The sequence below is a fragment of the Flavobacterium magnesitis genome, from assembly GCF_041729735.1.
In the GTDB taxonomy this organism is placed as follows: Bacteria; Bacteroidota; Bacteroidia; order Flavobacteriales; family Flavobacteriaceae; genus Flavobacterium; species Flavobacterium magnesitis.
Genome location: NZ_JBCFQK010000021.1, coordinates 59,600 through 72,576, shown reverse-complemented (window position 1 = coordinate 72,576; position 12,977 = coordinate 59,600). Strand labels below are relative to the sequence as shown.

The 12,977-nt window shown below is 32.2% G+C and carries 13 protein-coding genes; 4 read left to right on the top strand and 9 right to left on the bottom strand.

Annotated elements, in window-relative coordinates:
- Positions 1-326: 326 nt before the first annotated feature.
- Together AAGV33_RS13305 and AAGV33_RS13300 are read right to left on the bottom strand one after the other, a co-directional pair.
- On the bottom strand, positions 327-1,193 hold the full coding sequence (locus AAGV33_RS13305) for a hypothetical protein (protein WP_373392551.1): 867 nt from the start codon (positions 1,191-1,193) through the stop codon (positions 327-329).
- A 164-nt stretch (positions 1,194-1,357) separates the two neighbouring features.
- The gene (locus tag AAGV33_RS13300; protein WP_373392549.1) at positions 1,358-1,909 is read right to left on the bottom strand and encodes a hypothetical protein; all 552 of its coding nucleotides are present in this window, start codon (positions 1,907-1,909) and stop codon (positions 1,358-1,360) included.
- A 384-nt stretch (positions 1,910-2,293) separates the two neighbouring features.
- Between AAGV33_RS13300 and AAGV33_RS13295 the strand changes: the two genes are divergently transcribed.
- Both AAGV33_RS13295 and AAGV33_RS13290 read left to right on the top strand, forming a co-directional pair.
- Positions 2,294-3,574 carry an AAA family ATPase gene (locus tag AAGV33_RS13295; protein ID WP_373392547.1) on the top strand — a complete coding sequence of 427 codons (1,281 nt, stop codon included), beginning with the start codon at positions 2,294-2,296 and terminating at the stop codon, positions 3,572-3,574.
- A complete protein-coding gene (locus AAGV33_RS13290; protein ID WP_373392546.1) occupies positions 3,558-4,238 on the top strand; it encodes an RloB family protein in 681 nt (226 codons plus the stop codon). The genes AAGV33_RS13295 and AAGV33_RS13290 overlap by 17 nt, the downstream gene beginning before the upstream one ends.
- 230 nt (positions 4,239-4,468) lie before the next feature.
- Here AAGV33_RS13290 and AAGV33_RS13285 read toward each other — a convergent pair whose 3' ends face one another.
- The 7 genes from AAGV33_RS13285 to recF form a co-directional block, all read right to left on the bottom strand.
- Complete coding sequence (locus tag AAGV33_RS13285; protein WP_373392544.1) at positions 4,469-5,020, bottom strand: RNA polymerase sigma factor; 552 nt, start codon at positions 5,018-5,020, stop codon at positions 4,469-4,471.
- Positions 5,011-6,117, bottom strand: coding sequence for a glycosyltransferase (locus AAGV33_RS13280; protein ID WP_373392543.1), 1,107 nt, complete (start codon positions 6,115-6,117; stop codon positions 5,011-5,013). Before AAGV33_RS13280 ends, AAGV33_RS13285 begins: the two co-directional genes overlap by 10 nt.
- A 109-nt stretch (positions 6,118-6,226) precedes the next feature.
- Positions 6,227-7,279 (bottom strand): UDP-N-acetylmuramate dehydrogenase, encoded by a 1,053-nt coding sequence (gene murB, locus AAGV33_RS13275; protein ID WP_373392542.1) that lies wholly within the window; start codon positions 7,277-7,279, stop codon positions 6,227-6,229.
- Positions 7,280-7,622: 343 nt separating this feature from the next.
- Positions 7,623-8,684, bottom strand: coding sequence for a glycosyltransferase (locus AAGV33_RS13270; RefSeq protein ID WP_373392541.1), 1,062 nt, complete (start codon positions 8,682-8,684; stop codon positions 7,623-7,625).
- Positions 8,685-8,866: 182 nt separating this feature from the next.
- The gene (locus AAGV33_RS13265) at positions 8,867-9,544 is read right to left on the bottom strand and encodes a DUF2461 domain-containing protein (protein ID WP_373392539.1); all 678 of its coding nucleotides are present in this window, start codon (positions 9,542-9,544) and stop codon (positions 8,867-8,869) included.
- A 20-nt stretch (positions 9,545-9,564) separates the two neighbouring features.
- The gene (locus AAGV33_RS13260) at positions 9,565-9,954 is read right to left on the bottom strand and encodes a rhodanese-like domain-containing protein (protein WP_373392538.1); all 390 of its coding nucleotides are present in this window, start codon (positions 9,952-9,954) and stop codon (positions 9,565-9,567) included.
- A 179-nt stretch (positions 9,955-10,133) separates the two neighbouring features.
- Positions 10,134-11,213, bottom strand: coding sequence for a DNA replication/repair protein RecF (recF, locus tag AAGV33_RS13255; RefSeq protein ID WP_373392537.1), 1,080 nt, complete (start codon positions 11,211-11,213; stop codon positions 10,134-10,136).
- Positions 11,214-11,457: 244 nt separating this feature from the next.
- Here recF and AAGV33_RS13250 point away from each other — a divergent pair, with 244 nt between their 5' ends.
- Positions 11,458-12,234: a tetratricopeptide repeat protein gene (locus AAGV33_RS13250; protein WP_373392535.1), complete on the top strand. Its 777-nt coding sequence runs from the start codon at positions 11,458-11,460 to the stop codon at positions 12,232-12,234.
- A gap of 99 nt (positions 12,235-12,333) precedes the next feature.
- Positions 12,334-12,909 carry a 6,7-dimethyl-8-ribityllumazine synthase gene (gene ribH / locus AAGV33_RS13245; RefSeq protein WP_373392534.1) on the top strand — a complete coding sequence of 192 codons (576 nt, stop codon included), beginning with the start codon at positions 12,334-12,336 and terminating at the stop codon, positions 12,907-12,909.
- The last annotated feature ends 68 nt before the right edge of the window (positions 12,910-12,977 follow it).

The window sequence follows — 12,977 nt, the reverse complement described above, 5'->3', positions numbered from 1 at the left end:
AACATTTCCGCGCTATCGTTGTGTTGATATATCTGCGCGGTCGGGGTAAGCAAAGTATTCATTCGAATCTAGCATTGAATAGCGTTTATCATATTTCCATTCGAGTCTTTTCAAATCTCTTACCACCACTTTCGTTTGAGCGTTTATCACCACTGAGTTCGACAGAATTATGAAAAAAAGTATGATTACAGTCCTACTCATGGGTATAGGAGATAACGGTATTGTGGCTATGAGCTGTTGGCGATTTCTTACCCTAACTTTTCAGTTTAGCTCAGACCTCTGATTTCTTCTTTTACTTTTTAATTAACTATATGAATCCCAATTTCTTATATCCGATGTTTTAAACTGTCTTCCATTTGATACCACCAATATTCATTGCTTATTTTTCCTCTTAGCTCCTCAAAAAGTGGGGTATATATTTTAAAGTCATACTTGTCAGTTGGATTGGAATCATTAAAATAACAATGTGCAGGTTTGTGTACGTCAGTAACAAGACAAATTAATGAGCCATTTTTGATAAAGTTTTTGTAAATCAATGTTTGTCTATCGAACGAATCTAATTTCTTTAGTCGTTGTAAATCATATTCAAATAGAGAATAATTGTCTGCCCAAAAATATTGACTTATTCTTTTTAGACTGGGATGAATTTCCTTTTTTAGGTTCCCGTCCCAATAAACTTTTTCCTTTGTAACTGCTATTTTGGAATTCCAAAGCTTAGTTTCTAAAGAAGTATTTCTATCAGGATGTAAATTATTCCATTCATTTCTATAGGTCTCATCAAAAAACAACTCTAAGTAATCTTCTCTAATCTTTTTCCCGCCAGGTCCAAAATAATAATGATTCTTATCTTTTGCGTAAAATCTTCCAATGGGTTCGAATGAATCAAAATCTACTTGAGTTTTTACTTTTGTTAAAAAAAGTTTTGTTGAATTACTTTTTTCGATTAGTGAGAACCCATAAAGTTCATCTTTATTTCTAATAAAAGTAGGGGTTAGCCATTCACAATCGCTTTCATCAAAAAAGATAGGATTCCCTTTACTATCATTTATAAACAAATTTAACTTAGTTTGAGTTTTGTAATCTAAAAAATAATTTTCAACCAAGCGATTATTTTTTATTGTGATAGTATCTATTATTTCAAGTTCTCTGCAATTAAATGCATTTTTTTGTAATAGATTTTGAGATATGTTCATTTCATCAAAAGTTTAAAAAGGTTTGGAGCTTGGCGTAGTGGCGGATTTTTAGCACAAATGTTCATTAGAATTCTGAATGTTGAACTTAGCGCTAAACTGTCATACAAGCACTGAACCAATCATTTTGCAAAGTCCTTGTTAGGGTTCGGCTGATTTATTTATTGTTATTTCAATGTTTCTTCTCTATTTCTTCTTGCATATTGTTCGTCTATTTCAAAAGAGGGTAAGTAAGTTCCATCATCATCAAAGTCAATAAGTTTACCATTTTTCACGATAATGGCTATCAAATTATCCGACGCAGAATCTATCATAATTTCAGCATAACGACTGCTTAACTCATCATGTTTTTCATTAATTTGTATTTCTTTCACGACACTTTTAGCATAAGCATCCTCTTTATTTGAAATTTCAAACCCTTTTAAATGTGCTTCTAAATGGGTTTCGTCATCATTTGGCTCGTAGCCATAATCACCAACAGTAAATGAAAAAATACATTCTTCCCAAAGCATTTCTTTTATGGTTTCAATCGCTGACTTTTCAAGTTCGAGAATGTCATTTACACACGCAAGCATTTTGTCTGTAATACTTGGTGTTGGTTCATGGTTTTGAAAAAAAACAAAAGGAATTTCTTTTTCAAATAGGGGTACATAAATAAAACAAGTTCCTATTTCGTAATCATCCCACGTTGTTTTGTTTAAGATTTCGTTTTTTGTCATTTGTTTTCGTTTTTTGTCGCAAAAGTCTATGTCTGCGTGTTTTTGTAAGCCGACCGCTAACGGCAGTCTGTGAAAAAACTACAATCAGCCTCTTGAGAATCTCATATTTGAAATTTTTCTTTGGTAACCCTCCGAATACTTTCTAAATTTTAGGAGGTTTTTTCACAGCCTGACGTTCTCGCGCTACAAGCAGTTTGGGACTAAATTAAGCCCATTATTCAGATTTGCCAAATTATCCAAATACAAACTCAACTTTAAATTAAGCCTAATGCCCAAATTGCTTGTAGCGTGTGTTAGCTGTCGTGCTTATTTTTGTTAAATTTAAGCTTTTTAGTATTCATTAGTGACTATTTTTAATGTATTTTTGCGTAAAAATGTTTTATTATGATAGTTTATTTTAAGGTCGGCAACTATAAATCAATAAATGAACCTATAACATTAAATTTTAATGCAAGTTCAATTAGTGAGCATTCGGAATCAAATTTAATTGAGAATGAAAAAACGGTTTTATTAAAATCTATGTTACTTTATGGACATAATGCAAGTGGTAAATCAAAAATTTTAGATGCAATTGATTATTTTAAATGGTTTATTAATAATTCTGCAACAGAGAAACAGAGCGCAGATGAAATTGATGTTGAACCATTTAGGCTATTAGAATCGTCCTCAAAGAAACCAAGTTTTTTTGAGATGTCCTTTATAATTGGTAAAACTACATTTAGATATGGTTTTGAAGCAGATGATAAAAAAGTACACAAGGAATGGTTATTAGAGACTAAAATAAAAAAAGAAACACCTGTTTTTTTAAGAATAAATCAAGAGATTGATGTTGATTATAAAAAATTTGAAAATTCTGATAATTTAGAAAAAAGAACAAGAAAAAATGCTTTGTTTTTGTCTGTTGCATCTCAATGGAATGTGAAAAAAGCAGAATTGATTGATCAATGGTTTGATAGTATATTTAATATACATGGAATGGACGATAGAGATTATAGAGATATAACAATAGGTTTATTGAATAATGAGAAATATTCTAATATGATTAGAAAGTTTATTCAAAAAGCGGATTTGGGTATTAGTAAAATTGATATTATTGATGTTCCTTTTACATTCGATGAAATCAAGGATTCTATACCAGAAAATATGAGAGATAGAATAAGAGCTAACTTTGAAAAGAAAAAAACTACGGCTTTGATTTCTGGACATAATAAATATAATGATAATAATGAGGTAATTGGGATAGAACATTTTGTGTTTGATAAATCAGAATCAGAAGGTACAATGAAATATTTCAATTTAATTGGTTTATTAATTACTGCAATTTTAGAAAATAGAGTAGTAATAATTGACGAATTTGATGCGAGATTACATTCTTTATTGTCAAAAGCTATTATTAAATTGTTTAATTCCAGTAAAATTAAAACAAAAGCACAATTATTAGTAGCTACCCATGACACAGCTTTGATTGATAGAGATTTATTGAGACGTGATCAAATATATTTTATAGAAAAAGATTTTAGAGGAGCATCAAAAGCAACTTCTTTGGTTGAATTCAAACCAAGAAAAGAAAGCCCCTATGATAAAAATTATTTAGATGGAAAATACGGTGGGATACCTTTTATTAATGATTTAGAAAGTTTATTTAGTGATGGCGAAAAAGAATAAAACAATTTCTTTTAGCGATTTTTTAAATCAATTAAAAGAGAATTCTATAACTACTTCAAAAGTTGTAGAAAGTAAAGAGGAAAGGAAATATTTTTTAATAGTTTGCGAAGGAGAAAGAACTGAACCGCAATATTTTAATTATTTTCGAAATTTATTACCTAAAAAGTTACTTGAAACAATTGAAGTTAATGGTGAAGGCGATAATACTTTAAACATTGTCAGAAAGGCTTTGGCGTATAAGGAAGAAAGAGAGAATAATATATTATTACCCAATTATGATGAAGTTTGGGCAGTATATGATAAAGATGATTTTCCTAACGAACGTTATCATAGAGCTATTGAGTTAGCTAATCAAAATAATATTAATAGTGGACATTCTAACCAATCATTTGAATTATGGTATGTTTTGCATTTTGAGTTTTTGCATAGTGCCCTACATGGATCTGATTACATAAAAATACTTTCAAAAAAGTTAGGATTTAAATATGAGAAAAATGATGAGAGAGTTGTACGTTATTTATTTGAAAAGTGCGATGTTCGTCAAGCTATTAAATGGGCAAGACAATTAGGTAAAATTCATGAAGATGAAAATCCATCTAATTCTTGTCCTTCTACTCAAATTTATAAACTTGTTGAACTGTTATTGGTCTACTGCGAGGCATGACAGCTAACTAGTATATGTATATACACGCATAAAATTGACCTGTTTTATCCTAAAACAGTATGTTATACGCATATTTTTGTTTGAATTGATGCGTATAATTTTTTTATAGTACAATACAAAAATAAAAATATTTCTTACATGCCAAAAGAAAACACAGTATTTTTTATAACTACCCTAAAAGTAAATCTTAATATAACTTAATGCCCTTAATGGTTTAAAAAAATAAAAATTTACCGCTTAGTATGGATAATTTCTGCTAATAATTTCTTAGCTCTAAGAAGTTTTACTTTGACGTTGTTGAGAGGTTCGTCAATTTTGTTGGCTATTTCCTGATAGCTCATTTCCTGAAAATAACGCAGTTGGATTACTTCCTGATAATGCGGTTTTAATTCCTTGATGTATTGTAGTAATTGCGACAGGTTTTGCTCGGTAATCAGCTCGTCTTCTTTAGACGGAGTAGTGTCGGCAATATTGTATGCTTTCTGGTCTTCTTGCTCGGTAATTTCGACAAAAAGGCTGGATCTTTTTTTGCGAAGCATATCAATATAGACATTCTTTGCAATACTAATCAGCCAGGTGTTGAACTGGAATTCAGGATTGTAAGTCGCTATTTTATCGAATGCTTTCGAAAAAGTTTCAATGGTAATGTCTTCGGCGTTGGTCTCGTTTTCAGTGCGTTTGAGCATGAATCCATAGACTTCACTCCAATAATGATTCAATAGAAAAGTAAAGGCCGTTTGGTCTCCTTGTTTGGCTTTTTCTATTTGAATTTTTATTTCCAATTGACTGGTTTTGAAAAAAGATTAGTGATAAAAACATTAATTTGTGTAAAAACAAGTGCAATCTCTACTATTGGGAACCAAAATTTAATGTCTTTTTCTTTTAGTTTCCCTGCAGAAAAACCAACGATACCCCAGGCACATAAATAGCGTACGCCTACTAAACTCAATACCAGAATCCATTGAAACTGGAAAGCAAGCAAGATAGTGGCTAAAACAATAAATAACAATTGCGAACTATAAAATAAACCCAATTGCAATTGATCTACCGTTTTATAATGTTTTGCCGTAGCAACATGCCTTCTTTTTTGGGTAAACCAATCTTTGTATTTTGTTTTCGGTGCCGAATACGTAAAACTTTCTGGCGTGTAGGCTACAGTAGTATTACTTCCTTTAGCCGCTTCGTTGATAAACAAATCATCGTCGCCCGAACGCACCTGAATGTGATTGATAAATCCGTTTACATTAAAAAACTCTTCCTTTTTATAGGCTAAATTTCGACCCACTCCCATGTAAGGGTGTCCTAGTTTTGCCCAGGAAAAATACTGAACCGCAGTAAGCAAAGTTTCATAACGAATCACTTTGTTCAGGAATGAATTGGCAATTTTTTCATAGCCTCCATATCCTAAAACAATCGTTTTGTGCATTGTAAATTGCGAACTCATAGCAGTAATCCAGTCTTTTGATGTTGGATAACAATCGGCATCCGTAAACAGCAAATATTCCTTCTTAGCGGCTTTGATACCTAAGGTTAAAGCATATTTTTTATTCCCCCAAAAAGCCTCGTTGTTTTGTACTTTAACGAGACGAATGTTAGAATATTGTTGCTCGAATGCTTCAAAAAGTTCTAAGGTGTTATCACTCGAAGCATCGTCGATTAGAACAATCTCAAAATCAGGGTAGTTTTGCTCGGCCAATAGCGGAACATATTTGGCTACATTTTCTTCTTCATTTTTTGCACAAACGATAACCGAAATAGGAATTCTTTTGGGTGTTATTTTTTGCGCTTTGGCGAAAGCAAATTTCCCAAAAACACCTAAATAATACGCAATTTGAATAGCAACAATAGCAATAAAAAAGTAAAGAATTAGTATAAGCATCAGAGTTTAATGGGTTTTTAAATCGACTGCAAAGGTATGAATACAATTAGGATTTGAAAATGATAAAATAATGAATTTTAAAAGAAAATTTTCAAGTCGGTTTTTTGTCTTAAATCACGTTTACTTCGGCTTCAATGTGAATGCCAAAGGTCTCAAAAACAGTTTTTTGAATGTCTCTGGAAACGGCTAAGATTTCTTGTCCTGTTGCGTTGCCATAATTTACTAAAACTAAAGCCTGATTTTTATGAATTCCTGCATCGCCAAAGCGTTTGCCTTTAAAACCAGCTTGTTCGATCAGCCAGCCTGCAGGAACTTTTACTTCGGTTTCTGAAACTTCATAGAATTTCATATCAGGGAATTTTTTATGAATGGCTTCGAAATCGGATTTCAAAACAATAGGATTTTTGAAAAAACTTCCGCTATTTCCCAGTTCTTTTGGATCGGGTAATTTACTTTTTCTAATAGCAATTACGGCGTTGCTTACATCTTTTAATCCCGGATTAGTGATGTTGTTTTTTTCTAATTCGGCTAAAATATCTCCGTAAGAAGTATTGATTTTATGGTTGCGTTTGGTCAATTTAAAAACTACAGAAGTAATAATATATTGGTCTTTTGCTTCGTGTTTAAAAATACTTTCGCGGTAGCCAAAATTGCATTCGGCATTGCTGAAGGTTTTTATTTGCTGAGTTTTAATATTCATGGCGTCACAAGAAACAAAGGTATCTTTGATTTCAGTTCCGTAGGCACCAATGTTTTGAACCGGAGTTGTACCCACATTTCCAGGAATTAACGACATGTTTTCCAATCCTCCAAAATCCTGCTCGATGTTCCAAAGTACAAATTCGTGCCAGTTTTCGCCCGCCTGACTTTCAATCCAGACAAAATCCTCGTTTTCCTTGATGATTTTTTTTCCTTTTAAATCAATATGAATTACTAAAGCATCAATATCTTGTGTCAATAACATATTGCTTCCACCGCCTAAAATAAACTTTTTTTCAGAAAAATGTTGTTCTAAAATGGTTTTCAATTCGGTTAGGTTGTGAACAGCAACAAATTGTTTGGCTTTGGCTTCAATGCCAAAAGTATTGTAGTTTTTTAAAGAAAAATGATTTAGAATTTCCATAAAAGAAAGCGCTTTTTTAGTCGTGAATTGAAGATTCAAAAGTAAGAATTATAATTTTTGGTTTTACCGCAAAGACACAAAGTTTACGCAAAGTTCTCAAAGCTTTGTGTTTTTTGCGAAAATCTTAACAAACTTTGCCGTTAATAAATTCACCACGAATTGCTTCGCCTGTTCGCTATCGCTTGAGTCACTAATTATTTTTTTTAATCTTTGAGTTTAAGAATTGCCACAGATTTTCATTTTCATAAATGAAAATAAACTTATTTGAACTTCTTTTTCACTTTTATAAGATACAAAAACTTATATGTCTTATATGGTGAAAAATATTTAACCACAGATTAAACGGATTTCTTTTTAAACCTTTGTATTTTTTGTGGTTAAATTATTTTTTAGAATTAATCAATTCGTGGTATTTATCAGCAATGATTTTCATATTGATTTTATAATCTGCTTGATTTTCAATGAATTTTCGATTGTTTGTAACGGCTTCGTTTCGAATGGCTGAATTTTCAAAAGCCCAAAGGATTTCTTTAGCTAACATTTCAAAATCATCTACCGTAATTAATTGTCCGTTTTCACGATGGCAAATCCAACTTTGATTTCCAGCAATGTTGCTGACAATAGGATAACAGCCGCAAGCCATAGCTTCAAATAATGAAGCCGAAACGCCTTCTGTAATAGGCATACTGATGTAAAAGTTAGATTTTTGCAGTTGTTCTGGAAGTTCAGTATACGGAATTCTGCCAGTAAAAATGACTTTGTTTTCAATATCCAATGTTCTGGCAAATTCTTTTAAAAAAGCAAGTTGTTTGCCATTACCAATAATAGTCAAACTAAAATCAATTCCTTTTTGGTGTAAAATTCCAAAAGCTTTTAAGATAATATCATGTCGGTATTCTGGTAACAACGAACGTGTTACAATAGCGGAAATTTTATCAGGATTTGCGGTGTTTTTATTTTCGAAAACACTTAAATCAATTCCTTTTGGTAAAACCAAAACTTTGGTCATATCCACGTTGGAATTTTTCATGTGTTCCACCATTATTGGACCCCAGGCATGAATAAGTGTGGCTTTTTTGAAAGCGTAATTTTGAATTATTTTTTTAAACGGAATAGTAATGGACTGTTCAGGCCATAAATCGGTTTTGCCTTGTTGGGCAATAGCGGAAGGTTGTAAACCTGAAAGTGCTGCCAGAAAACCATAACTGGTGGTTCTTTCTGCAATAATCATATCGGGTTTTAGCTGGCGAATTATTTTTCGAATGGCAATAGGAGCGAAGATAAATTCCAGTGTTCGCAGGATTCTGTTCAGCAACGAATGGTTAGGTGTTTGTAATTCCCAACTGATGATTTCAAAATCACCAAATTCCTTTAAGCCATTCGTCCAGGTAATGGCGTCAGCGCGATAGGATTCTCCAAGAAAAAGTATTTTCCTTTTTTTCATTAAAATAAGCTGATTTTTTTGCCACAGATTAAACTTTTTATTTACCGCAAAGGACGCTATGTTTTTAAGTATTTGTATTTCGCAAGGATCGCAAAGCTTTGCGGTCTTTGCGTTGAAAAAGAAAGAATATCTTCGTGTTCTTTGCGGTTAAAACTATTATAGGTGTCGTCAGGACTCGCTTTTTAAAATTCCTCTGTTTCTAAAGCACGATTCATGAATTCGTTTAAAGGTTTCAAAAGGATTAGTTTTTGGCTCATTTTCGAAACAAAATCTTTTTTAGTCACTTCGGAAATGTCGAATTTCTGAACGGTTTCAAAACTTTTTAATTTCAATAATTCAATCGCAGGATGATCTTTTTCGTAACCTCTTGGCGGATTTTTGAGTGTGCTTTTTTCATTTCGGTTAAAATCGCCAAATTCTTTTTTGAAATTGGGTTCGTTCAAAATAGCTTCTAAATCATCGTAGAAAAAGGCAATTTCTTTGCGTATTTTTTTTAGGTCTTCGGCTTCGGGCGAATAAAAACCGCCTGCAATAAACGAAGCTCCTTTTTCAATATGAACATAATATCCCGCGCGATTGAGCCCTTTAGCACCAGAAGACAACCAAACTCCCAAATGCGATTTATAAGGCGATTTGTCTTTAGAAAATCGAATGTCTCGATTGATTCTGAAAGTACAATTCTTTATTTCCAACATTTCTAATACAGGATCCATAGGTTTCATAGTGTCTAAAAAAGCAGCAACTAACTGATGATAATCTTTTTTGAAAATCTCATATCGTTTTTTATTATCCTGAAACCAGTCTCTGTTGTTATTGTTTCTTAAATCGTCTAAAAATTGTAGTGATTCTTTTGTAAGCATGAATAATGGCTTTTGAGTTTTTATTGCGCTGTTTTTGTTTCGGCATTCCATTTCAGGTAGCCGCCGTCTAGGTTATAGATTTTTTTGAAACCTAATTCTTCTAGTTTTTCAGATGCTTTTTGGCTTCGTTTTCCACTTCTGCAGTATACATAAACGGGCTTGTTTTTGTCTAATTTCTCGGTGTTTTTAACGAAATTTTCGTTTTGCCAATCGATGTTTTTCGCCTTGTCAATATGTCCTAAAGCAAATTCTTCTGGAGTACGAACATCCAGAATTTGTGGTTTTGGAGTTGTTTTTATTTCTTTTGCGAAAGCAGCCACTTCAACAGTTTTGATGTTTTCTGAAGTTTGTGCGTTGCAAGAAAATAAAATGAATAGGAGTAGTATTGATAATAAGGATTTGAATTTCATCGAATTTGAATTTTAATAGTATCAAAAATAGTTAAAACTATGCACTTTAATGTGTTTTACTCTTAGCTTTTTTTGCTACGGATAAACACAGATTTAAACAGATTTTTTTCTTTTTTTAGCAAAAAAAAACTTAGTGTCCTTTGCGTAAAACTTTGTGCTCTTCGTGGTTAAAAAGAAAATTATAAGTTGAATATCTTATACGATTGCAGTGTCGATTTTACAATGGCTTCCGTGCGTTCCGGATGTGTGTCTGAAATAAAAAGTTGTCCAAAAGTATCTGAATTGACCATTTCGACAATTTTCGCAACCCGAGTTTCATCTAATTTATCAAAAATATCATCGAATAATAAAATGGGTTTTACACCACTTTGTTTTTTCAGGAATTCAAATTGTGCCAGTTTTAAAGCAATCAAAAATGATTTTTGTTGGCCTTGAGAGCCAAATTTCTTAATGGGATGATTGTCGATTTCAAAAGCTAAATCGTCTTTGTGGATTCCCACGCTGGTGTAATGCAAAGCTCGGTCTTTATTGATGTTCTCTTGTAAAAGTGTCAGTAAATCATTTTCAAACAAATGGCTTTCATATACTAATTGAACGGATTCCTGCGAACCTGTAATGGCATGATGGTGTTCGTTGAAAATGGGAATAAACTCAGCTATGAATGCTTTTCTTTTTTCGAAAATGTATTTTCCAAAACCATCTAATTGCTCATTATATATAGAAAGAGTGTCGTTGTCAAAAACATGATTCAAAGCAAAATATTTCAACAAAGCATTGCGCTGACTCATTACTTTTTGGTACTGAATCAATTGTTGTAAATAATGCGAATCGAGTTGGGATATAATGCTATCTATAAACTTTCGGCGGGTTTCGCTGCCTTCGATAATCAAATCCCTGTCGGCTGGCGAAATAATAACAAGCGGAATAAAACCAATATGATCGGAGAATTTATCGTAGGCTTTGCCATTACGCTTCAATACTTTTTTTTGTCCTTTTTTTAAGCTGCAAACCAGTTGTTCGCTTCTTTCATCTTTGATGAATTCGGCATCAATTACAAAAAACTCTTCGCCGTGTTTGATATTTTGAACCGCCAACGGATTGAAATAGCTTTTTCCATAAGACAAATGGTAAATAGCGTCCAGAACATTAGTTTTTCCAATACCATTTTTACCTACAAAACAGATGATTTTGCCGTCAAACTCAAAATTGGCTTCCGAAAAATTTTTATAATTGAATAAAGATATTTTTTTTAAATACATTGAAGTGCTGCTGGTATTGAGGAATTTGCTGTTTTTGCCTGAGCTTTTAAAACAGGCTGCAAATTATTGAAAAATATCGATATAAATGGCTTTTGGATCTTTTCTGTATTAAAAAGTTTGAGACTGCATTTGTTGAAAAAAATCCATAAAATAAAAATATTTTCGATTTAAATATAAAATATGAGTTTTTATGTGTGGGTTTGAATAAAAATTTTATTTTTGCGGTTCACTAAATTATTTTTAAATGGCTACGTACAATAAAAGAGGATATAAAGCACCAAAAGAGAAAGAAGTAAAAGAAGCTGTAGAAGAACAAGTAGTAATTGATGAAAAAAACAGTACAACTGCTGAGGTTTTTTCTAAATTAGACGAAACTGCATCAAAAACGGAAGACTGGGTTGCTAAAAATCAAAAAATCATTATTGGTATAGTAGGAGCTATTGCTTTGTTTACTGTAGGTTATGTAGCTTATGAAAAATTTGTTGCTGGTCCTAAAGAAGAAGAAGCAGCTAGTGAAATGTTTGTTGCACAACAAAATTTTGAACAAGCCAGTAATGGTGTAGCAAGTGATTCATTATACAAATTGTCATTAAATGGTTCTGAAGGGAAATTTGGATTCGTTAAAATAGCTGACGAATATTCAGGAACTTCAGCAGGAAACTTAGCTAATTATTATGCTGGTGTTGCTTATTTGAATACTGGAAAATATACGGAAGCAATTGATTATTTGAGCAAATTCAAATCGGATGATATTGTTTTGAGTGCTTTGGCAAAAGGAGCTATTGGAGATGCTTATTCTGAAAACAAGCAACCAAAAGAAGCTTTAGAAAATTATGTAAAAGCAGCAGAATCTAATAAAAATGATTTTACAACGCCACGTTTCTTGTTGAAAGCTGGAAAAACAGCTTTTGCTTTAGGTCAAAAAGAAGATGCTTTGAAATATTTTACAGATATTAAAGAGAAATATGAAAATTCACCAGAAGCAGCTTCTGTAGAAGGCTTGATTGGTTTATCTCAATAACATAAAATCGCATTTAAAAATTGGTGATTGCAAGGAATTAATACTTGTAATCACCAATTTTTATTTATAAATTGAAGGTCTAAAAAAATTAAATTTAATATGGCAACGATTAATAAAAATTTATCAGTTTACGATAAGAGCACACTTCCAAGTGCGAAAGATTTTCGTTTTGGAGTTGTAGTTTCAGAATGGAACGATAACATCACAGAAGGTTTATACAAAGGAGCAGAAGATGCTTTTTTAGACAATGAAGTGCCTGCTCAAAATATTATTCGATGGAATGTTCCAGGTAGTTTTGAGTTAATTTATGGTGCAAAAAAGATGTTGCAAACTCAAAAAGTAGATGCTGTTATTGTAATTGGATGTGTAATTCAGGGACAAACTAAGCATTTTGATTTTGTTTGTGAAGGCGTAACGCAAGGAATCAAAGATTTGAATGTACAAACGGATATTCCGGTAATTTTTTGTGTCCTGACCGATAATACGATGCAGCAATCCATTGATAGAAGCGGGGGAATTCACGGGAATAAAGGAACTGAAGCAGCTATTGCAGCTATAAAAATGGCTTACATTCGTCAGCAGGCTTCATTAACGCATGAATATCCAAGTCAGAATTTGTTGACTTCAGGAGCATTACAGTTAGATGAAGGAACACCTTTAGAATTAAAAGAATAAAAACTAAATAATTCAAAATGAAACCTATACTATTCTAACCAAATAGTATAGGTTTTTTGTTTTATTTA

Excerpts from the sequence above, each read along its gene's own strand:
- AAGV33_RS13250 (WP_373392535.1), top strand. The coding sequence starts at position 11,458 with ATGGCTACGTACAATAAAAGAGGATATAAAGCACCAAAAGAGAAAGAA.
- recF (WP_373392537.1), bottom strand. The coding sequence starts at position 11,213 with ATGTATTTAAAAAAAATATCTTTATTCAATTATAAAAATTTTTCGGAA.
- AAGV33_RS13265 (WP_373392539.1), bottom strand. The coding sequence starts at position 9,544 with ATGCTTACAAAAGAATCACTACAATTTTTAGACGATTTAAGAAACAAT.
- ribH (WP_373392534.1), top strand. The coding sequence starts at position 12,334 with ATGGCAACGATTAATAAAAATTTATCAGTTTACGATAAGAGCACACTT.
- AAGV33_RS13280 (WP_373392543.1), bottom strand. The coding sequence starts at position 6,117 with ATGCTTATACTAATTCTTTACTTTTTTATTGCTATTGTTGCTATTCAA.
- AAGV33_RS13290 (WP_373392546.1), top strand. The coding sequence starts at position 3,558 with ATGGCGAAAAAGAATAAAACAATTTCTTTTAGCGATTTTTTAAATCAA.
- AAGV33_RS13270 (WP_373392541.1), bottom strand. The coding sequence starts at position 8,684 with ATGAAAAAAAGGAAAATACTTTTTCTTGGAGAATCCTATCGCGCTGAC.
- AAGV33_RS13295 (WP_373392547.1), top strand. The coding sequence starts at position 2,294 with ATGATAGTTTATTTTAAGGTCGGCAACTATAAATCAATAAATGAACCT.
- AAGV33_RS13305 (WP_373392551.1), bottom strand. The coding sequence starts at position 1,193 with ATGAACATATCTCAAAATCTATTACAAAAAAATGCATTTAATTGCAGA.
- AAGV33_RS13300 (WP_373392549.1), bottom strand. The coding sequence starts at position 1,909 with ATGACAAAAAACGAAATCTTAAACAAAACAACGTGGGATGATTACGAA.
- AAGV33_RS13260 (WP_373392538.1), bottom strand. The coding sequence starts at position 9,954 with ATGAAATTCAAATCCTTATTATCAATACTACTCCTATTCATTTTATTT.